Origin of the sequence: Marinobacter lacisalsi (assembly GCF_042651045.1) — a bacterium.
Classification (GTDB): domain Bacteria; phylum Pseudomonadota; class Gammaproteobacteria; order Pseudomonadales; family Oleiphilaceae; genus Marinobacter; species Marinobacter lacisalsi.
The window spans coordinates 46,048-64,625 of the sequence record NZ_JBHSDI010000058.1; the positions used below are offsets into that span (position 1 = coordinate 46,048).

An 18,578-nucleotide genomic window follows, 5' to 3' on the forward strand; every position below is an offset into this window, starting at 1 on the left:
GAACCTGGCGATGCAGGCGATGGGGGTCAGAGATACAGACGAGTTTCATGTGGCCCCGGTCCGGGGTACGCAGGATGTATTGATGGGTGCCACTACTTAACTTATCAGCGCGCAGGCATCACGGAAGCTTTTCTCCCAGTCTGCGCCGTTGATTTCTGCGCAGTCCAGGCGCAGAGATGCCAGCTGGTTCTTCAGGGCCGCAGGAAGCTATGAACACAAGCACCCTATCGGGATGGGGGCTCGTTGCTGTTTCCATGCAGCAATCCAAAGATCGGCACGCTTGGAACGATGACAAGAAGGAAGCCGAGTGCACCAGCCCAGGGTGTTCCAAAATGCGCCCAAGCCGCACCGCCCGCTAGAAAAGCGATCAGGGTAGCAATGTGAATAAAAAAGGTTGCTGCGAGGTAGCGAACAATGGCTACCAGGTTCTGGAAAACTTTCATCATCCGCAAATGCTCTCCCAGTGAAGGTTTTCCGGCTTTGAGCAGAATTCACTGATTGGTATTCATCACCCCTGCCTGCATTTGCAGGGAGAACAGACCGATCCACCAGGTCTTGGGATTGTCGACAGCGCCTTTGATAAAGCTCTGGATGGCATTTCGGTTGCCATTTAGGATGTAGCGCAGGAAATCGTCTACATCATCCTTAGGGGCACCTTGAAGGGCTTCGAGGGTTTCCTGGACCGCATCGCGATCGGGAGAGGTAAGTTCGAACTTCAGTTCCATAACGACTCCTTGTTTTGTGTGGGCTTCCAATGCCTTCAGAAAGGCTACCGCAAACTTCAGCAATCGCCAATCCATTCGTATGCGCGCGGATCGCCAGATTGGCACATTCAGCAAAAATCCGCGTGAACCCTCGCCCATTCGGGCGGGTAAACTCCAATACGGAATGCCATTGCTTAACTGATCAGCACACAGGCATCACGGAAGCGTTGCTCCCAGTCTGCGCCGTTGATTTCCGCGTAGTCTAGGCGCAGAGATTCCAGCCGGTTTTTCAGGGCCCCCTGGAACCACTCCCGGGGCTTGGGGTACTGTCATATCAGGTGCCATCGTCCGTCCAGGGTACATCAGGGTCCAGCAGCAGGTAGCGGCTGGCCGGCCTCCAGTCTTTCAGACTCGCCTCCAGGCCAGGCGGGCGATAGCCCAGCAGGTACTCGGCCCAACCAGGGTCTACAGCAGGTCGGTGTCTTTAAAGTGCAGTTGGTTGCTGGAGGCGCTATTGCTCTCGAAGCGCCCAAAGAATACAACTAATGTATATACAAATGAGCACAAGCCATGCAGACCATAACTGTTCGCGAGACCAAAGAAAGGCTGGAGCAGCTGCTGGATGCGGTCGCAGCGGGAGAAGATATTGTGATTGTTCGCCGGGGGAAACCCGCAGCGAGGTTGACCGCCGTTGCGCCTGGCGCCGTTCAGTTTCCGGACAGTGCAGCACTAAGAGGCATGCTACCCCCCGTTCGTGAAAATTCTACTCGAGCTGTAAGAAGTCTTCGTGAGGAGCAACGCTTCTGATCTGGTGGCCCGGTGGCTGTTTGAATGGGGCTGACTGGTGCTCGACGATCCGTAAATGGTCGCCGCGCCGCAATGGGCCACCCTGAAGGATATAGCGTATAGTCGATAAGTGGCTTTACTGGAGACTGTATTATGAGATATCGCAGGCTACCTCTGACGTTGGCAGCGCTCGCAGCTGTATTGATGACCGCTTCTTCGGCGGTTGCAGAGAGCTGCCCGGCTTTTCTTGACCATGAACAACGTAAACTGCACTCCAGTGACACCGTCAATCTCTGTGACCTTGCCGAAGGAAAGCCCCTGCTGGTCGTCAACACCGCCAGCCGCTGTGGCTACACGGGCCAGTTTGAAGGCCTGGAAGCGCTGCACAAGCGTTACTCTGGCGAGGGGCTTGTGGTCGTCGGATTTGCCAGTGATGACTTCAAGCAGGAAGCGGATTCGGAGGAAGAAGCGGCCAACGTCTGTTTCAAAAACTTCGGCGTGACCTTCACCATGATTGCGCCAGGGGCGGTGACCGGCGCTGAGGCCAATCCGGTTTTCCAGGAAATTAACAGGCAGAGTGCACCTCCACGGTGGAACTTCACCAAATATGTGATTGATGCCGAGGGCACTGTGGTTGAGTCCTTCCCGAGCCGGGTGACTCCGGACGATCCTGAGCTGATCGAGACAGTGGAGAAAGCGCTTGAGTCAGGAGCTGCGGGCGTTCGCGCTGAGTAAAAATCCCTGTAGTGAGTGCTGTCTGGTACACTCGTTCACACCATGAGACAGAAGACCACCATGAAACCGACACCACAAGGAAATCCCCCGATTCCCAAGCTTCAGGCAGTATTAGCGGACTTCCCGCAGATAAGGTTTGCGGCACTTTTTGGATCCGTCGCTCGTGGCACGGCGAGGCCTGACAGCGATATCGACGTCGCTGTCCAGGCCGACAAAGCACTCAGTGCAGATGAGCGCATAGCCATAACGGAAGCCATTGCCCTGGCGTTCAACCGCCCGGTAGATCTGGTGGATCTGCGCACCACAGGACAGCCGTTACTGGATCAGATCATGAGCACCGGTGTGCAGGTAACTGGCTCACGCCACATCTGGGGTGATCTGATTTACCGAAACATCATGGAGAACGAAGACTTTGTTCCCTATCAAAAACGCATCCTCGAAGGACGGCGCAATGCATGGATGAACAACTCGTAGCCCAGAAGCTGGAATCCCTGAGGCGCTGCATTCAGCGAGTGGAATCTCGCCTGCCCGAAGATCTGAACACTCTTTTAACCGATCTTGATGCGCAGGATATTGTCTCACTGAACCTTACCCGCGCCGTGCAGATGTGTGTGGATATCGCCTCCCACTGGTTGGCCGAAAACGCCGAAGCCACTGCCCCCAAGACCATGGGCCAGGCCTTTGATGCCCTGGCACAATCAGGTGTTATTGATACCGAGCTGGCTATCCGGCTGAGAAAATCAGTCGGCTTCAGGAACGTGATGGTCCACAACTACGACGACGTAAACTGGGAGATCGTGTTTGCCATCTGCCAGTACCATCTTGGAGACTTTCGGGAATTTGCCAGAGTATTTTCGGATTTGATGGCGTAAACGGCTGCGGCAGCAGCCTTGCCGCACGCAGTGCGGATGGAAGGTGCTGACTCAAAATGCCCCCTCCCGAAACAAGAAAAGCCAGCTACAAGCTGGCTTTTCTTAATATGGTAGCGGGGAGCGGAAGCGGCTGAGCTTCCGCGGCGCCAGCTTTACGGCACGTAGTGCCCATAGAAAGTGGCGACTCACAATGCCCCCTCCCAAAACGAAAAAAGCCGGTCAGTGACCGGCTTATTTCAATATGGTAGCGGGGGCAGGATTCGAACCTACGACCTTCGGGTTATGAGCCCGACGAGCTACCAGACTGCTCCACCCCGCATCAAACTGTTTGTTGCAACAAAAAGTTCTGGTTAACTTTTTGTTTTGGAAGCGTTTTTGCTTTCTTGCTCCCTTCAACGTGGTGCGTATATTAAGGATTCGATGCCAAGCTGTCAACGGGTATTTTCAAAAAGATCCTCCGGCCAGTGCAAATCATCATAGGTGCTTTCACCCACCCCGGCTCCCGGAGCCTGCCACTCTCCGGCCAGGGCCAGGGCCTCCTGCACCGGGCGGAAGGAACGACGATGGATCGGCGTCACGCCCTGCTGGTTCAGGGCCGCCACATGGACCGGCGTGGGGTAGCCTTTATGGCCGCCCAGACCATAGCCAGGGTAGGTTTCCTCAAAGGCGACCATCTCCCGGTCGCGGGTCACCTTCGCCAGGATCGAAGCCGCGCTGATGGCAGCTACCCGCCCGTCGCCCTTGATAACGGGCTCGGAGGGCCAGTGCCAGCGCGGGCAGCGGTTGCCATCCACCAGCACGTATTCCGGTGCAATGGCCAGCCCCGCCACGGCCCGCTCCATGGCCAGGAGTGTGGCCTGATAGATATTGAGCCGGTCGATTTCGTCTGCCTCGCAGCGGCCCAGGCTCCAGGCGGCGGCCTTTTCGATGATTTCGTCGTATAGCCGTTCGCGGCGCTTTTCCGTTAACCGTTTGGAATCGGCCAGCCCTTCGATGGGGCGCTGCGGGTCCAGAATGACGGCGGCAGTCACTACCGGGCCGGCCAGAGGCCCACGACCCACTTCGTCCACCCCCGCCAGCTTCCAGCCCTGATAGTGACACTCGAACGGTGGAAGGGTGATTTTACCGGCCATAGGTTGTGCCTCTCTGGATCAGCTCGCTGACGGCTTCGGCGGCCCGCTCATCGGCATTACGGCGTAACTGCTCATGCAACTCGGTAAACGCCAGCTTCAGTCGTTCCCGTTCTTCCGGGTTGTCCAGTCGTTCCAGCACCGCCTCCGCAAGGCGTTCCGGCGTGGCATTATCCTGCAGCAGTTCCGGCACCAGCTCTCTGCCGGCCAGCAGGTTGGGCAGGGACGCCCAGGATACCTTTACCAGCCTGGACACCAGGGCATAGGTCAGGTTGTTGAGGCGGTAGCCCACCACCATAGGCTTCTTCAGCAGCATGGCTTCCAGGGTAGCGGTGCCCGACGCCAGCAGGACCACGTCCGATGCGGCCATCACTTCGCGGGAGCGACCGCGTACTACCGTAAGCGGCAGCCTGACCTCCAGCGCATCGGCCAGAGCCCTGACCTGGACCTCCCGCTCACGATTGACACAGGGCACCACCAATTGAAGATCCGGATGAACCGCCTGCAGCAGGCGGGCAGTCTCCAGGAAAAGGCCACCGAGGCGTTCCACCTCCCCTCCCCGACTGCCGGGCAGTATGGCCAGCACAGGCCGGTCCTGCACCAGGCCCAGCTTGTCACGGGCACCGGCGGTATCGGTCACCATGGGCACCAGGTCGGCCAGTGGATGCCCCACAAACGACACGGGTACCCCGTGATCTTCATAAAACTTTGCCTCAAAGGGCAACAACGTCAACATCAGGTCGACAGATCGGGCAATCCGGATAATGCGCTTCTGGCGCCAGGCCCAGACCGATGGGCTGACATAGTGAACGCTGGGGATACCGGCCTTGCGACACCGCTCTTCGACACCCAGGGTGAAATCCGGGGCGTCGATGCCGATGACCACGTCCGGTGGTGTGGTCAGCAGATAATCCATCAGGCGGGCACGAATGGCGAACAGCTCCCGCAACCGCCCCAGCACTTCCACCAGGCCCATGACCGACAGGCGCTCCATGGGGATCAGTGAATGAAAGCCTTCAGCGATCATTTCCTCACCCCCGATACCCACAAAACGGGCGTTGGGATAACGTTTACGGAGGGAGCGGATCAGGCCGGCGCCGAGAATATCACCGGAGGCTTCGCCGGCCACCATGGCGAAGGTGACCGGCTTGCGGCTGACGATACCAGTGCACTCGACGACGGCACTGTCGGGTTGACCCGGGATCACTACCGCACGATGCCTCGTTCCGCGATGCGCAGGGACTCGATCAGCGGCTGCATTTCCGCCAGCTCCGGCCAGGTTTTCTGCAGCTCGGCCAGTGCCTGGCTGGTCGTCAGGCCCTGCCGGTAGATCACCTTGTAGGCCCGGCGCAGCTCGGTAAGTACATCCTTCGCGAAGCCGCGCCGGCGCAGGCCTTCCACATTGATGCCATGGGGGCTGGCGGACTGACCACTGGCCATGACATAGGCCGGGATGTCCTTGAGCACGATGCTGCCACCGCCACTCATGCTGTGGGCGCCAATGTTGCAGAACTGGTGCACCATGGTGCCGCCACCCAGTATGGCGTAGTCGCCGATATGGACATGGCCCGCCAGGGTTGCGCAGTTGGCGAGGATGGTGTCGTTGCCGATCACACAGTCGTGGGCCACATGCACATAAGCCATCAGCAGGTTGTCGTTACCGATACGGGTTTCACCCCGATCCTGTATCGTACCCCGGTGAATGGTGCAGTTCTCGCGGATAACGTTGTTATCGCCGATGACCAGTGTGGTCGGTTCACCGGCGTACTTCTTGTCCTGGCAGGCTTCGCCGACACTGGCAAACTGGAAGATACGGTTATTGCGACCAATAACCGTGGGGCCCTTGACCACAACATGGGAGAGCACCTCAGTGCCCTCACCGATCTCGACCTCCGGTCCGATGTAACTCCATGGCCCCACGGTAACGCCGTCCGCCAGCCTGGCGGACGGGTCGACAATAGCCTGGGGATGGACACCGGTCCAGTTCTTATCGGTCATCAAGCATCTCTCTCGGCGGACATGATTTCAGCCACGCAGACGACCTCACCGTCGACCAGCGCACGGCAGTCGAACTTCCATATACCATGTTTATTCGAAAGCAGCCGGGATTCAAGTCGAAGCTGGTCTCCGGGTACGACTGGCCGCTTGAAACGGGCCTTGTTGGAACCCGCCAGCAGGTGGATGGATCCGTCAGCAGCGGAGCGCCCTGCTGTCACATAGCCCAGTATGCCAGAGACCTGGGCCATGGCTTCGATTATCAGCACACCGGGCATGATCGGCTTGCCAGGAAAGTGGCCGGTGAAGAAGGGTTCGTTAATGGTCACATTCTTGTAACCGGTGATCGATACGCCCTTTTCAACCTCAACAATCCGATCCACCAGAAGGAAGGGGTATCGGTGTGGCAGGAAATCCATTATTTCGTTAATTTGCATCATCGGGTTCTGGCCTCAGCCCTCAATTTTCTTTTCCAGTTCTTTCAACCGGCGCGCCATGGCATCCAGCTGCCTGAAGCGGGCGGCACTTTTGCGCCACTCGCGATTGTTCATATGTCCGGTGCCCGAAGAATACACGCCCGGCTCCCGGATATCACCGGTGATCAGGGTCATTCCCGTGACCTGCACCCCATCTGCGATAGTCAGATGACCACTGACACCCGACGCACCGCCAAACATGCAATGGCGGCCGATGCGGGTACTGCCGGCAATACCCACCTTGCCGGCCATGGCGCTGTGGTCGCCGATCTGTACGTTGTGGGCTATCTGCACCAGGTTGTCGATCTTGACGCCATTTCCCAGCCGGGTGTCTTCCAGCGCGCCACGGTCTATGGCGCTGTTGGCGCCAACTTCAACATCATCTCCCAGGGTAACGCCGCCAATCTGGGCGATACGATTCCACTCGCCCTTGTGCACCGCAAACCCGAAACCATCCGAGCCAATGACGGCCCCACTGAGGATATGGCAGCGCTTGCCCATGACAACCCCGTGGGCAAGGGTGACCCTGGGCCGCAGCAGGCAGTCATCCCCCAACACGCTATTGGCTCCGATAAAGCCATGAGCGCCGATAACGACCCGTTCGCCCAGGCTGACGCCAGCTTCAATGACCACGTAAGGGCCGATGCTGGCGCTCTCGGGAACCTGCACGGAAGGATCGATCACGGCGGTGGCATGCACACCCGCCCCGGGGTCCGGGGAGGTATCAAAACGGTGGCTGATGCGGGCATAGCCAAGGTAGGGGTCGTCCAGCAACAGGGCATTGCCCTGAACCTTATCCGCCATGGCCGGGGACACCAGCACCGCGCCGGCACGGGTGGTTTCCAGATAGCGGCTATAGGCGGGGTTGGCAAGAAAGCTGAGCTGGCCGGGGCCCGCCGCTTCCAGCGTGGCCAGCCCGGTCACTTCAAGGTCGGGATTGCCCCTGAGCCGTGCGCCAAGCACGCCAGCGATCTCTGCCAGTGTCAAGCAGTTGGTGGCCATGTTACTGGTTCAGCTTTTCCAGCAGTTCTTCGGTCAGGTTCAGTTCCGGCTTGACATAGACCACGGTCTCCGAGGGAAGAATGATATCAAGGTTGTGCTCTTCCATCAGTTCCTTCACGGCCGCATCCACTTCCGGACGCGCCTCCTCCAGGAAGGTCTGCTTGCGGCTGTTGAGCGTCTGGTCCAGCTGCTGCTTCTTCTGGGCAAATTCCTGGGCTTTGGCCTGGAACTCCGCCTTCAGCTGCTGCCGCTCACTCTCATTCATCATGGCGCCGTCCTTCTGCAGACGTTCCTGCAGGGTACGCGCTTCCTGCTGAACCTTGCGGACCTCTTCCTCGGTGCCGGCGAAATCCTGCTGCAGCTGATCGCTGAAGGCCTTGGCATCGTTGGATGAAAACAGTGCCTGGCGCAGGTCAACCACGCCAATGCGGGTTTCTGCCGTTGCCGGCACAGCAAACAGCAAGACAGATACCATGGCCAGCACACGCGCACTGAACAAGCCCTTTACGGTTTTCGTCAAACCCACCATTGTATTGTCTCCTTGTTAACACCGGACACCGGCTCTGTTGTATCAGAATGCCCGTGCCCCGGCTGTGATGGCGTTGGCCACCCGGTTACTATGTTGGTTGTTGAGTTCGTTACTATGCTTTCACCATGTCAGAAGCTTTGCCCCAGGGAGAACTGGAAGACCTGGGTCTCATCACCGCTCTGGTCGGTAAGAGGCTGAGCCAGGCTGAACGCCAGCGGCCCGACCACGGTTATCCACTGGAAGCCAATACCCACGGAGGTGCGGATTTCCCCGAGATCGGGGTCGAAGCCCCGGGTGGTGTCGAAAACCTGGCCTGCGTCCAGGAAGACTGACGTCCGCATACTGCGGGTATCACCTGCAAACGGTGTGGGCACAATCAACTCCAGGGTGCCCTCTGTAAGCACGTTGCCGCCGAACGGATCGTCGTCATCGCTATCATTCGGGTTGTTGGTAAGCTCCCGGTTACCCAGGGAGTTTGCCCGGTAACCCCTTACAGAACCATAGCCACCAGCATAGAAATGCTCGTAGAACGGCATCTGGGACCGATCACCGTATCCATCACCGTAACCCAGCTCGCCCCGGGTGCGGACAATCCAGGTTTCATCCTCGTTCAGGGGCCAGAAGCTGTCGCCCTTGTAGCGCAGCTTGTAGAACGTCAGGTCGCTACCCGGCACCGCGACATCCGCAGACAGACTGTGACTGTAACCGTCGGTGGGCAGTACACCACGGTTCAGGGTACTGCGGCGCCAGGACCCTGTCAGGAAATAGTTACCGAAACTGTCGCCTTCATCATCGATGAACTCCAGCACCTCGTCTGCGGTGTAGGAGCCTGCCTTGATCTTGGACAGCGTATAGCCAACCCCGAAGTTGAGGCGGGTGAAGCGGTCAATGGGATAACCGAAGGTCAGGCGACCGCCGTATTCGTCCAGCAGGTAGGAGGAGATGTCCTGCTCCTCGAAGTCGGTTTCCCGTGCAAACAGGCTGAAGCCGCGGCTGACCCCGTCAACGGTGTAATAGGGATCTTCGTAGGAAAAGTTGGCGCTCTTGATGGATTCGCTGAAGTTTGCGCCGATGGATACGCGCTTGCCCGTACCAAAGAAGTTCTTCTCGGAAATATTCGCACCCAGGATCACCCCGGACACCTGGGAAAACCCGATAGAGGCCGACAGGCTACCGGTGGGTTGCTCCTGCACCGTGTAAGTCACGTCCACCAGGTCGTCAGACCCTGGCACCGGCGTGGTGTCCACCGATACCGACTGGAAGAACCCGAGACGCTCCAGCTGGGTCTTGGAGAACTCGATGCGGTCCGTGGACGCTACGCCACCTTCCATCTGGGTCATTTCCTGGCGCAACACTTCGTCCTTGGTGGTGACGTTACCCTCGAAGTTGATGCGGCGGACATAGGTGCGATTACCCGGCTCCACATAGAAAGTCACCGCAGCAGTGTTCTCGGAGGTTGACTCGGGAATGGCGTTTACATTGGCAAAGGTGTAGCCCTCCCGGCCGAGACGGCGGGAGAGGCGTTCGGAAGTGGCGGTCAGGGCCGACTGGGACAGGGTGTCACCCGGCTCGATATCGATCAGCTCCGTCAGCTCCTCCTCCGGGACAATCAGGTCCCCCCGCAGGCTGATGTCGGAGATGGTGTACTGGTTGCCCTCAGTGACCGAAACCGCCACAAACACGTCACGCTTGTCCGGCGATATAGACACCTGGCTGGATTCGATGTTGAAATCCAGATAGCCCTCGTCCAGGTAATGGGAACGCAGGGTTTCCAGATCACCGCTGAGTCGTTCGCGGGCGTACTTGTCCTTGCTGGTCAGAGAGCTCCACCAGTCACTGGTTTGCAGCTCGAACAGGTCCAGCAGTTCCTCATCGGAAAACGCTTCATTGCCGACAATATTGATATGGCGGATCGCTGCCACATCGCCTTCGTTAATATCCAGGCGCACAGCTACCCGGTTGCGGGGCCGCTCCTCCGCCGTCGCCTTGACCCGGGCGTTGTAACGGCCCTGGCCCACGTAGGAGCGGAGAATTTCCAGCTCCAGCCGTTCCAGCGTGGCCCGACGGAAAACCTGGCCTTCTTCCATGCCGGCAGCTGACAGGGCATCCATCAGCGCATCGGTTTCAATGTTCTTGTTGCCCTCGATATCAATGGACGCAATGGCCGGTCGCTCACGGACCGCCAGAATCAGGGTGCCCTCGTCCCGGTAGGCTTCAATGTCGGTAAACAGGCCGGTCTTGAACAGGTTACGGATGGCGTCGGCCAGTTCCTGTTCATCCAGGGATTCGCCGATGCCCACCGGAAAGGCAGAGAATACATTGCCGGCCGATACCCGTTGCAGGCCCTCGACCTCGATATCCGATACCGTAAATTCATCTGCCGAAGCCGGTTGACTGGCAATACCTGCCAGTACGAGGCCAATAGCTGCACCCAGTAAAGAACGTCTCATTGAGTTAAATCGCCTGTTTAATGCGCGTAAGGAGCTCGCAATTCTCACAACCGCATCAGGTCGTTGTAAAGAGCAAACACCATTAATGTCAGAATCATGGCCATACCGATACGTAATCCAAGCGCCTGAACCTGTTCAGACAGCGGGCGCCGGCGCACGGCCTCGATGGCGTAATAAACGATGTGCCCGCCGTCCAGGACGGGGATGGGCAACAGATTCAGGATGCCCAGGCTCACACTCAGGTAAGCCAGAAAACGGACAAAATCCTCAAACCCGGAGCTGACGCTGGCTTCTGCCACACGGGCGATGGTGATCGGCCCGCTCAGGTTGGTCGGCGACAACAGACCGGTAATCATCTTTTTTATGGCGACCAGGGTCAACCTGGTATCAGACCAGGTTTCCGAAAAGGCGTTGGGTATGGCCGCCACGGGGCCATACCGCACGTCCCGCAGCATATTTTCAGGCCAGTCGACCTGGGCCACACCGGCGCCCACATGGCCCTGCTCGGTACCGTCTACGGTGCGGGTTGCCGGGGTTATGTCCAGAGTCTGTTGCTCACCGGAACGCTCCACCAGCCACTGCTGGGTCTTGCCTGGCGACTGCTGGATACGCTCAACCAGTTCATACCAGTCGGCGATGGGCTCACCGTCCACGGCGACCACCCGGTCGCCCGCCTCCAGGCCACCGGCTTGTGCCTGGCCGCCAGGTACCACTTCGCCGATCACGGCCGGTACGTCGGGCCGTAATGGTGTCAGCCCGAACTGGCTAAGGGGACTGGGGTTCTCATCCGGCAGCTGCCAGCCGCCCAGCTCCGCGTTCAGGGTGCGACGGCCCTGACCGTCACTCACCGTCAGGGAAATGCTGCTGTCCTCACCGGCACGCTCCAGCAGGCGCATGTTGATGTCGCGCCAGGACGTCACGTCGCGACCATCCACCTGGTGGATTTCCATGCCCGAGCGAAGCCCCATGGCATCCGCAATGGAACCCTCAGTGATGTCGCCGGTTATCGGTGCCACTGTGGTGAAGCCGACCACACTCAGCAGCCAGTAGGCGGCAATGGCAAACATGAAATTGGCGACGGGGCCGGCGGCGGCGATGGCAATGCGCTGGCCCGGTGGCTTGGAGGTAAAGGCTTCGTGGCGCTGTTCTTCCGGTACAGGCCCTTCGCGCTCGTCCAGCATCTTGACGTAGCCACCGAGAGGAATAGCGGCTATGGCGAATTCGGTGCCGTGACGGTCATAGCGGGAGAAAATCGGATTGCCGAAGCCTACCGAGAAACGCAACACCCGAACGCCACAACGGCGGGCGACCCAGAAATGCCCATACTCGTGGATGGTCACCAGGATACCCAGGGTGACAATCAGGGCCAGTACTGTCTGGAGAATATCTAGCATGCGATAAGTGTCTCATCCGGCCTTGGGTTGATCAGCGTGACATCAGGTTGCCAGAGAACGCCGGGCAAGACGGTCAATCTCTGCCCGGGCGCTGGTCCGGGCCACGGCATCTGCCGCCATGATACCGTCAAAGCTGTCCGCTGCCTGCACCGATACCGATGCCAGTGTCTGCTCTATGATAACCGGGATATCGGCAAAGCAAAGCTCCCCGGCGAGAAAGGCCGATACCGCCTGTTCGTTGGCGGCGTTCAGAATAGCCGGCGCCGTGCCTCCCGCCCGGAATGCCTCGGCGGCCAGCCTCAGGCACGGAAAGCGCCCGGTGTCAGGCCGCTCGAAATGGAAGCGACCGAGGGCGAACAGATCCAGCGGCTCCGCCCCGGATTCCACCCGCTCCGGCCACGCCATGCCGTTGGCGATCGGGGTGCGCATGTCAGGGCTGCCCAGCTGTGCCAGCACCGAACCGTCCACGTATTCCACCATGGAGTGGATAATACTCTCCGGGTGCACGTGAACCTCGATCTGGTCGGGCGTGGTATTGAACAGCCAGCAGGCCTCGATGAGCTCCAGCCCCTTGTTCATCAGGGTGGCGGAATCCACCGAAATCTTCTGACCCATGGACCAGTTGGGATGCTTGCAGGCCTGGGCCGGCGTCACCTCCCGCAGCATTTCCAGCGAATGGGTGCGGAACGGGCCCCCGGAGGCGGTCAGCAGGATACGACGCACGCCGGCACCCGGCAGGTCTCGGATACGGTCCGCAGGCAGGCACTGGAAAATGGCATTGTGTTCCGAGTCGATGGGCAACAGTTCGGCCCCGGACCGGACCACCGCGTCCATGAACAGCTTGCCGGACATGACCAGGGCTTCCTTGTTGGCCAGCAGCACACGCTTGCCGGCTTCCACCGCTGCCAGGGTGGGTGCCAGTCCGGCGGCGCCGACAATGGCCGCCATAACGGTATCCACTGCCTCGGCGGAGGCGACCTGTGCCAGGCCCTGCTCGCCGGAGAGGACTTCCACCTCCGCCAGGTCACTCAACGCATCGTTCAGCTGAGCGGCCGAATCAGCATCGGCCATAACCGCCACCGCTGGCCGGAACTCCCGGCACAGGCGCTCCATTTCGGCCACTTTGGTGGCAGCTGTGAGTGCGTACACGCGGAAACGGTCCGGGTGCCGGCGCACCACATCAAGGGTGTTCAATCCGATGGAACCGGTAGCGCCAAGAATGGAGAGCGTGCGCACGGGGACACCAGACATCACAGAACCGCCCCCATCGATAGCCAACCGAGGAGAGTGATCACCAGTGCGAAAACCGGAATGGCAGCGGTGAGGCTGTCGATGCGGTCCATGATGCCACCATGGCCGGGCAATAGCTGGCTGCTGTCCTTGATTCCCCGAAAACGCTTGAGCATGCTCTCCACCAGGTCGCCAACGACCGAAATGCCCGCCACCAGCATACTGGCCAGCAACAGAACAACCGTGTCAGCCAATGTGGCCCTGGCCATCAAACCGGCCACCACCGCCAGCAGGCCAACGGCCGCCAGCCCACCCCATACACCGGCCCAGGACTTGCCAGGGCTGACTCGTGGCGCCAGTTTGGCGCGCCCGAAGGCGCGGCCCGCGAAATAGGCTCCAATATCCGCCACCCAGACCACCAGGAATACGTAGAGAATAGCCACCAGACCATTGTCAACATCGCCAAACAACAGGGTACCGTTGCGCAGGTGATTAAGGCCAACCCAGGCCGGCACCAGTACCAGCAGACCCATCACCGCCCGCACCGCGGAACTGCCCCAGACCGGGGTTCCGGCGGGATAACTGCGAACCATCAGCAGCGCCAGAACCCACCAGATCACGCCCAGCCAGAGCAGGATGAGCGTGGGTACCTGGTAAACGCCCGCCAGCACTACGGCCACCAACGCGGCGTAGCCGAAGCGGGCCGGGTCAGAGCTGTACCCCGCCATGTTTGCCCATTCCCAGGCGCCCAGACAGATGGCCACGCCGGTAAAGATTGCAAACCCCAGTGGCGGCAGGAAGAAAATGCCGATAATGGCGATGGGCGCCAGGATCAGCGCCGTGAGAATTCGGGTTTTGAGCACGTCGCTATTCGCTCTTTGGTAAGCTCGGAATTGTTATTGTTCTTCTGTTGAGCTGTTAATGCTGAGCAGCCAGCCGCCGATCCACCTGATCGTCTGTCTGGCCAAACCGGCGCTTTCGTTGCGAATAGGCCGACAGGGCCTTACGCATTTCATCTGCCCGGAAATCCGGCCAGTACACCTCGGAAAAGTAGAACTCAGTATAGGCCAGATGCCACAGCAGGAAATTGCTGATGCGCTGCTCCCCCGCCGTGCGGATCATCAGGTCAGGCATGGGCAGGTCGCCGATGCTCAGGTACTGCTGAATCACGTCTTCGGTAATGTCCGACGGTGTCAGCTCACCAGCGGCGACCCTTGCCGCCACCTGGCGGGTGGCCTGGGCGATGTCCCAGTGACCGCCATAGTTAGCCGCAATCACCAGGGTCATCAGGGTGTTCTCGCTGGTCATTTCCTCCGCCCGGGCCATGTGCTCCTGCAGCAGGGGGCTGAACGCGCTGCGGTCACCAATAATGCGCAGACGGATATTGTTCTTGTGCAGCTTCTTCACTTCGCGCTCCAGCGCGAACAGGAAGAGCCTCATCAGGGCCGATACCTCGTCCTCGGGGCGCCGCCAGTTCTCGCTGGAGAAGGCGAACAGGGTGAGCACCTCCACCCCTTCCCTAGCACAGGTTTCCACTACGGACCTTACCGAATTCACGCCAGCCTTGTGGCCGGCGACACCATTAAGCCGCCGGGCCCGCGCCCAGCGGTTATTGCCGTCCATGATAATGGCGACATGACGCGGAACCTTGCCGGCTTCCACCGGAATATCCGCCGTTACTTTATCCGTCATGCAATCCCCTAATACCCGCAGGGTGTTCCGACCGGCGATCAGATCGCCATCAGATCGTCTTCCTTGGCTTTCAGCGTCTTATCAACGTCAGCGATATAGCGGTCGGTCAGCTTCTGGATCTCGTCCTCACCACGGCGCTGGTCGTCCTCGGTGATTTCCTTCTCTTTCTCGAGGTCTTTCAGATCGTTGTTGGCGTCACGGCGAGCGTTGCGGATGGATACCCGGGCGTGCTCGGCGTCCGCTTTCGCCTGCTTGACCATTTCACGACGGGTCTCTTCCGTCAGCATCGGCATGGGCACCCGGATAAGGTCGCCGCTGGTGGCGGGATTCAGCCCCAGATCCGACGCCATGATGGCCTTCTCGATGGTGGGAATCAGCTGCTTTTCCCACGGGGAAATGGTCAGGGTGCGGTTGTCCTCGACATTAACGCTGGCCACCTGCTTGAGCGGCGTATCCTGGCCGTAATAATTCACGTGCACACTGTCCAGGATGGCCGGATGGGCACGGCCGGTACGAATCTTGTTGAACGAAGCCGACAGGGCGTCAAGGCTCTTCTTCATGTGCTTTTCAGCATCGGCTTTGATGTCGTCAATCACTTCAGCATCCTCGCTTTTCTCAATGTCTCTGCCCGCCCCTTGCACCGGGGCGGGCGTGAATTCGTTGTCCGCCGGATTTACTCGACCAGAGTGCCCGCCGGCTCGCCGGTAACGATGCGGGTCAGCACACCGGCCTCGTTCATGTTGAACACCCGCAGTGGCATGCCATGGTCCCTTGCCAGACAGATGGCGGTCAGATCCATGACGCCCAGCTTCTTGTCCAGTACTTCATCATAGGTCAGGCGGTCGTATTTCACCGCCGACGAATCCGTCATCGGATCGGCCGAGTATACCCCATCCACCTTGGTCGCCTTGAGTACGGCGTCCGCCTCGATTTCGATGCCGCGCAGGCAGGCAGCAGAGTCGGTCGTAAAGAAGGGGTTACCGGTGCCGGCGCAGAAAATCACCACATCGCCGTCCTTCAGGTCACGCACGGCCCGACGACGGTCATAATGCTCCACGATACCACTCATGGGGATTGCCGACATAACACGGGTACGAATGTTGGAACGTTCCAGGGCATCCCTCATGGCCAGGCCGTTCATGACCGTGGCCAACATACCCATGTGATCCCCGGTGACCCGGTCCATGCCGGCCTCGTTGAGCGCCGCTCCCCGGAACAGGTTGCCACCCCCAATCACCAGCCCGACTTGCACCCCGATACCGATCAACGCGCCAATCTCCAGCGCCATACGGTCCAGTACCTTGGGATCAATGCCGAATTCATGCTCGCCCATCAGGGCCTCGCCGCTAAGCTTTAGCAGAACGCGCTTGTATCTGGGCTGGGTCTTGGAAGATGTTGGCATGCTATTCCCCTCGTCTGTCGAGGATGACGTGAAAGCGGTTGCGTTCGGACATAACGCTTTCGCGACACCCTCCTGTTAATCCGGAGCCGGGCACCTGCCTGGCTCTCTTACGGGAAAACCCGGCAACACCCTGCCCCATGGAACGCTGGCAGGCTATACGCGGTTCCCCGATGGGCTTGTATCTGACATGCTCCTCTGTCGCAAAAAAGGGGCATCTCAGATACAAGCCCGCCACGGCAGCACGGGCGAACCCGCACTGGCGTGGCAGACTAAGGGAGCTCTCCGCAAGGCCTGCAAGCAGGCGCCCTGGAGGAGAACTCCACCGGGGCGACAGGGCCACCCCGGGGAATAGCAGACTCAGGCCTTGCCGGTGCCGGCAGCGGCAGCCACCTCGGCAGCGAAATCCACTTCTTCCTTTTCGATGCCTTCGCCCACTTCCAGACGCACGAAACCAACCAGCTCGCCGCCGTTTTCTTTCAGCAGCTCGGCCACGGTCTGGTCCGGGTTCTTGACGAAAGGCTGTTCAACAAGGCTGTTTTCCTTAAGGAACTTCTTGATGCGACCACCCATCATCTTCTCGACGATTTCGGCAGGCTTGCCTTCCATATCCGGCTGGGCCTTGATGATTTCCTTTTCCTTCTCGACTTCCTCGGCGGGCATGTCTTCCGGCTTGCCTACGCGGGGATTCTGGGCAGCGGCGTGCATGGCCACATCACGGGCCACTTCAACGTCACCGGCGGTGATGGCAACAACGGAAGCGATCTTGTTGTTGCTGTGGACGTAGCCACCCACAACCGGACCTTCAACGCGAACGATGCGACGCACGGTGATGTTCTCGCCGATCTTCTGGACCAGCGCTTCACGCTTGGCTTCCAGATCGCCTTCCATCAGCTTGGCGACGTCAGCCTCGCCCTTCTCGAAAGCCACATCCAGCACGTCGTTGGCAAAGCCCAGGAAGTTGTCGTCACGAGCCACGAAGTCGGTCTCGGAGTTTACTTCCAGGATATAGGCAACGGTGTTGTCGTCGGAGATGCGAATCAGTGCGGCGCCTTCGGCAGCGGTACGGCCGGCTTTCTTGGCAGCCTTGAGGCCGGAAGACTTGCGCAGCTCTTCGATTGCAGCGTCGACACTGCCGTCAGCTTCCACCAGAGCCTTCTTGCATTCCATCATGCCAAGGCCAGTGCGCTCACGGAGCTCCTTGACCATTGCAGCGGTAATAGCAGCCATGTTCAATCCTCTTAACAGTTATAACCGGCCGGGCCTGCATACAGGGCCCGGCGGTAGAATTCAGTGACCTGCGGTTGAACCCCGTAAAAAGGAGGCGGGGTTACCCTCGCCCCCTATTCAAACGGGTCAACGTGATAGGCGTGTGACCAGCAGCGTTACTCGGCCGCAGGTGCCTCGCCGGCAGCCGCTTCTTCGCTGACTTCAACGAACTCGTCAGCAGAGCCGCCAGCCTGGGCTGCTTCGATGCAGGTATCCGCAACGGCCTTCACGTAGATCTGGATGGCGCGGATGGCGTCATCGTTACCCGGAATCACGTAGTCAACGCCGTCCGGATCGCTGTTGGTATCGACAACACCAATAACGGGAATGCCCAGCTTGTTGGCTTCCTTGATGGCGATACGCTCGTGGTCCACGTCGATCACGAACATGGCGTCCGGCAGGCCGCCCATGTCCTTGATACCACCGATAGAACGCTCCAGGCGGTCCATCTCGCGGGTACGGTCCAGCGCTTCTTTCTTGGTCAGCTTGTCAAAGGTGCCGTCCTGGCTCTGGGTGTCCAGATCACGGTAGCGACGGATCGACTGACGGATGGTCTTGTAGTTGGTCAGCATGCCACCGAGCCAGCGATGGTTAACGTACGGCTGGTTGGCACGGCTGGCTTCTTCCTTGATGATCTTGGCGGCGGCGCGCTTGGTGCCGACGAACAGGATCTTGTTCTTGCTCCCTGCCAGTTGCTGAATGAACGTCAGTGCGTCATTCATGGCGGGAACGGTCTGTTCCAGGTTGATGATATGAATCTTGTTGCGGGCGCCGAAGATGAACTTCGACATTTTCGGGTTCCAGTAACGGGTCTGGTGACCGAAGTGAGCACCTGCCTTGAGCAGGTCACGCATATTTACCTGAGCCATGATAATTACCTTGTAGCTTCGGGTTAGTCCTCCACGCGTCCGATTG

At 59.4% G+C, this 18,578-nt stretch carries 21 protein-coding genes and 1 tRNA gene; 4 read left to right on the forward strand and 18 right to left on the reverse strand.

Going from position 1 to position 18,578, the window contains the following annotated elements; translation table 11 throughout:
• Positions 1-224: 224 nt before the first annotated feature.
• Positions 225-446 (reverse strand): hypothetical protein, encoded by a 222-nt coding sequence (locus ACFOZ5_RS16095; protein WP_379889156.1) that lies wholly within the window; start codon positions 444-446, stop codon positions 225-227.
• A 45-nt stretch (positions 447-491) separates the two neighbouring features.
• Positions 492-725, reverse strand: a complete 234-nt coding sequence (locus ACFOZ5_RS16100; RefSeq protein ID WP_379889158.1) for a hypothetical protein — start codon at positions 723-725, stop codon at positions 492-494.
• Positions 726-1,274: 549 nt separating this feature from the next.
• Here ACFOZ5_RS16100 and ACFOZ5_RS16105 point away from each other — a divergent pair.
• The 4 genes from ACFOZ5_RS16105 (at position 1,275) to hepT (ending at position 3,097) form a co-directional block, all read left to right on the forward strand.
• Positions 1,275-1,511 (forward strand): type II toxin-antitoxin system Phd/YefM family antitoxin, encoded by a 237-nt coding sequence (locus tag ACFOZ5_RS16105; RefSeq protein WP_379889160.1) that lies wholly within the window; start codon positions 1,275-1,277, stop codon positions 1,509-1,511.
• A 183-nt stretch (positions 1,512-1,694) separates the two neighbouring features.
• The gene (locus tag ACFOZ5_RS16110; protein WP_379889162.1) at positions 1,695-2,225 is read left to right on the forward strand and encodes a glutathione peroxidase; all 531 of its coding nucleotides are present in this window, start codon (positions 1,695-1,697) and stop codon (positions 2,223-2,225) included.
• 60 nt (positions 2,226-2,285) lie between these two features.
• Positions 2,286-2,699 carry a type VII toxin-antitoxin system MntA family adenylyltransferase antitoxin gene (gene mntA / locus ACFOZ5_RS16115; RefSeq protein ID WP_379889164.1) on the forward strand — a complete coding sequence of 138 codons (414 nt, stop codon included), beginning with the start codon at positions 2,286-2,288 and terminating at the stop codon, positions 2,697-2,699.
• The gene (gene hepT, locus ACFOZ5_RS16120) at positions 2,681-3,097 is read left to right on the forward strand and encodes a type VII toxin-antitoxin system HepT family RNase toxin (RefSeq protein ID WP_379889166.1); all 417 of its coding nucleotides are present in this window, start codon (positions 2,681-2,683) and stop codon (positions 3,095-3,097) included. Before mntA ends, hepT begins: the two co-directional genes overlap by 19 nt.
• Positions 3,098-3,339: 242 nt before the next feature.
• On the opposite strand, the gene ACFOZ5_RS16125 is transcribed toward hepT, so the two are convergent.
• The 16 genes from ACFOZ5_RS16125 to rpsB all read right to left on the reverse strand — a co-directional run bounded on the left by ACFOZ5_RS16125 (position 3,340) and on the right by rpsB (position 18,532).
• Positions 3,340-3,416, reverse strand: a tRNA-Met gene (locus ACFOZ5_RS16125).
• A gap of 112 nt (positions 3,417-3,528) precedes the next feature.
• Positions 3,529-4,230 carry a ribonuclease HII gene (gene rnhB, locus ACFOZ5_RS16130; RefSeq protein WP_379889167.1) on the reverse strand — a complete coding sequence of 234 codons (702 nt, stop codon included), beginning with the start codon at positions 4,228-4,230 and terminating at the stop codon, positions 3,529-3,531.
• Positions 4,220-5,389: a lipid-A-disaccharide synthase gene (gene lpxB, locus ACFOZ5_RS16135; protein ID WP_379889232.1), complete on the reverse strand. Its 1,170-nt coding sequence runs from the start codon at positions 5,387-5,389 to the stop codon at positions 4,220-4,222. Before lpxB ends, rnhB begins: the two co-directional genes overlap by 11 nt.
• Before the next feature lie 44 nt (positions 5,390-5,433).
• Positions 5,434-6,225: an acyl-ACP--UDP-N-acetylglucosamine O-acyltransferase gene (gene lpxA / locus ACFOZ5_RS16140; protein WP_379889169.1), complete on the reverse strand. Its 792-nt coding sequence runs from the start codon at positions 6,223-6,225 to the stop codon at positions 5,434-5,436.
• Positions 6,225-6,662 (reverse strand): 3-hydroxyacyl-ACP dehydratase FabZ, encoded by a 438-nt coding sequence (gene fabZ / locus ACFOZ5_RS16145; RefSeq protein WP_379889171.1) that lies wholly within the window; start codon positions 6,660-6,662, stop codon positions 6,225-6,227. The genes lpxA and fabZ overlap by 1 nt, the downstream gene beginning before the upstream one ends.
• A gap of 12 nt (positions 6,663-6,674) precedes the next feature.
• The gene (gene lpxD, locus ACFOZ5_RS16150; protein WP_379889173.1) at positions 6,675-7,700 is read right to left on the reverse strand and encodes a UDP-3-O-(3-hydroxymyristoyl)glucosamine N-acyltransferase; all 1,026 of its coding nucleotides are present in this window, start codon (positions 7,698-7,700) and stop codon (positions 6,675-6,677) included.
• A 1-nt stretch (position 7,701) separates the two neighbouring features.
• Positions 7,702-8,175: an OmpH family outer membrane protein gene (locus tag ACFOZ5_RS16155; RefSeq protein WP_379889234.1), complete on the reverse strand. Its 474-nt coding sequence runs from the start codon at positions 8,173-8,175 to the stop codon at positions 7,702-7,704.
• 182 nt (positions 8,176-8,357) lie between these two features.
• On the reverse strand, positions 8,358-10,679 hold the full coding sequence (bamA, locus tag ACFOZ5_RS16160) for an outer membrane protein assembly factor BamA (RefSeq protein WP_379889175.1): 2,322 nt from the start codon (positions 10,677-10,679) through the stop codon (positions 8,358-8,360).
• Between the two features lie 44 nt (positions 10,680-10,723).
• Complete coding sequence (gene rseP, locus ACFOZ5_RS16165; protein ID WP_379889177.1) at positions 10,724-12,073, reverse strand: RIP metalloprotease RseP; 1,350 nt, start codon at positions 12,071-12,073, stop codon at positions 10,724-10,726.
• Between the two features lie 42 nt (positions 12,074-12,115).
• Positions 12,116-13,324, reverse strand: a complete 1,209-nt coding sequence (gene ispC / locus ACFOZ5_RS16170; RefSeq protein ID WP_379889179.1) for a 1-deoxy-D-xylulose-5-phosphate reductoisomerase — start codon at positions 13,322-13,324, stop codon at positions 12,116-12,118.
• Entirely contained in the window at positions 13,324-14,166 is an 843-nt protein-coding gene (locus ACFOZ5_RS16175) for a phosphatidate cytidylyltransferase (protein WP_379889181.1), read from the reverse strand. Before ACFOZ5_RS16175 ends, ispC begins: the two co-directional genes overlap by 1 nt.
• A gap of 55 nt (positions 14,167-14,221) precedes the next feature.
• Entirely contained in the window at positions 14,222-14,995 is a 774-nt protein-coding gene (gene uppS / locus ACFOZ5_RS16180) for a polyprenyl diphosphate synthase (protein ID WP_379889183.1), read from the reverse strand.
• A 38-nt stretch (positions 14,996-15,033) separates the two neighbouring features.
• On the reverse strand, positions 15,034-15,591 hold the full coding sequence (gene frr / locus ACFOZ5_RS16185) for a ribosome recycling factor (RefSeq protein ID WP_379889185.1): 558 nt from the start codon (positions 15,589-15,591) through the stop codon (positions 15,034-15,036).
• Between the two features lie 77 nt (positions 15,592-15,668).
• Positions 15,669-16,397 carry a UMP kinase gene (gene pyrH / locus ACFOZ5_RS16190; RefSeq protein WP_379889187.1) on the reverse strand — a complete coding sequence of 243 codons (729 nt, stop codon included), beginning with the start codon at positions 16,395-16,397 and terminating at the stop codon, positions 15,669-15,671.
• Between the two features lie 357 nt (positions 16,398-16,754).
• A complete protein-coding gene (tsf, locus tag ACFOZ5_RS16195) occupies positions 16,755-17,624 on the reverse strand; it encodes a translation elongation factor Ts (RefSeq protein ID WP_379889189.1) in 870 nt (289 codons plus the stop codon).
• 155 nt (positions 17,625-17,779) lie between these two features.
• Entirely contained in the window at positions 17,780-18,532 is a 753-nt protein-coding gene (gene rpsB, locus ACFOZ5_RS16200) for a 30S ribosomal protein S2 (protein ID WP_379889191.1), read from the reverse strand.
• Positions 18,533-18,578 lie beyond the last annotated feature (46 nt).

Coding starts and splice junctions, on each gene's coding strand:
- tsf (WP_379889189.1), bottom strand. CDS start 17,624: ATGGCTGCTATTACCGCTGCAATGGTCAAGGAGCTCCGTGAGCGCACT.
- rpsB (WP_379889191.1), bottom strand. CDS start 18,532: ATGGCTCAGGTAAATATGCGTGACCTGCTCAAGGCAGGTGCTCACTTC.
- ispC (WP_379889179.1), bottom strand. CDS start 13,324: ATGTCTGGTGTCCCCGTGCGCACGCTCTCCATTCTTGGCGCTACCGGT.
- mntA (WP_379889164.1), top strand. CDS start 2,286: ATGAAACCGACACCACAAGGAAATCCCCCGATTCCCAAGCTTCAGGCA.
- rseP (WP_379889177.1), bottom strand. CDS start 12,073: ATGCTAGATATTCTCCAGACAGTACTGGCCCTGATTGTCACCCTGGGT.
- ACFOZ5_RS16100 (WP_379889158.1), bottom strand. CDS start 725: ATGGAACTGAAGTTCGAACTTACCTCTCCCGATCGCGATGCGGTCCAG.
- ACFOZ5_RS16155 (WP_379889234.1), bottom strand. CDS start 8,175: ATGGTATCTGTCTTGCTGTTTGCTGTGCCGGCAACGGCAGAAACCCGC.
- ACFOZ5_RS16110 (WP_379889162.1), top strand. CDS start 1,695: ATGACCGCTTCTTCGGCGGTTGCAGAGAGCTGCCCGGCTTTTCTTGAC.
- lpxA (WP_379889169.1), bottom strand. CDS start 6,225: ATGACCGATAAGAACTGGACCGGTGTCCATCCCCAGGCTATTGTCGAC.
- lpxD (WP_379889173.1), bottom strand. CDS start 7,700: ATGGCCACCAACTGCTTGACACTGGCAGAGATCGCTGGCGTGCTTGGC.
- bamA (WP_379889175.1), bottom strand. CDS start 10,679: ATGAGACGTTCTTTACTGGGTGCAGCTATTGGCCTCGTACTGGCAGGT.
- rnhB (WP_379889167.1), bottom strand. CDS start 4,230: ATGGCCGGTAAAATCACCCTTCCACCGTTCGAGTGTCACTATCAGGGC.
- ACFOZ5_RS16105 (WP_379889160.1), top strand. CDS start 1,275: ATGCAGACCATAACTGTTCGCGAGACCAAAGAAAGGCTGGAGCAGCTG.
- fabZ (WP_379889171.1), bottom strand. CDS start 6,662: ATGATGCAAATTAACGAAATAATGGATTTCCTGCCACACCGATACCCC.
- pyrH (WP_379889187.1), bottom strand. CDS start 16,397: ATGCCAACATCTTCCAAGACCCAGCCCAGATACAAGCGCGTTCTGCTA.
- uppS (WP_379889183.1), bottom strand. CDS start 14,995: ATGACGGATAAAGTAACGGCGGATATTCCGGTGGAAGCCGGCAAGGTT.
- ACFOZ5_RS16095 (WP_379889156.1), bottom strand. CDS start 446: ATGATGAAAGTTTTCCAGAACCTGGTAGCCATTGTTCGCTACCTCGCA.
- hepT (WP_379889166.1), top strand. CDS start 2,681: ATGGATGAACAACTCGTAGCCCAGAAGCTGGAATCCCTGAGGCGCTGC.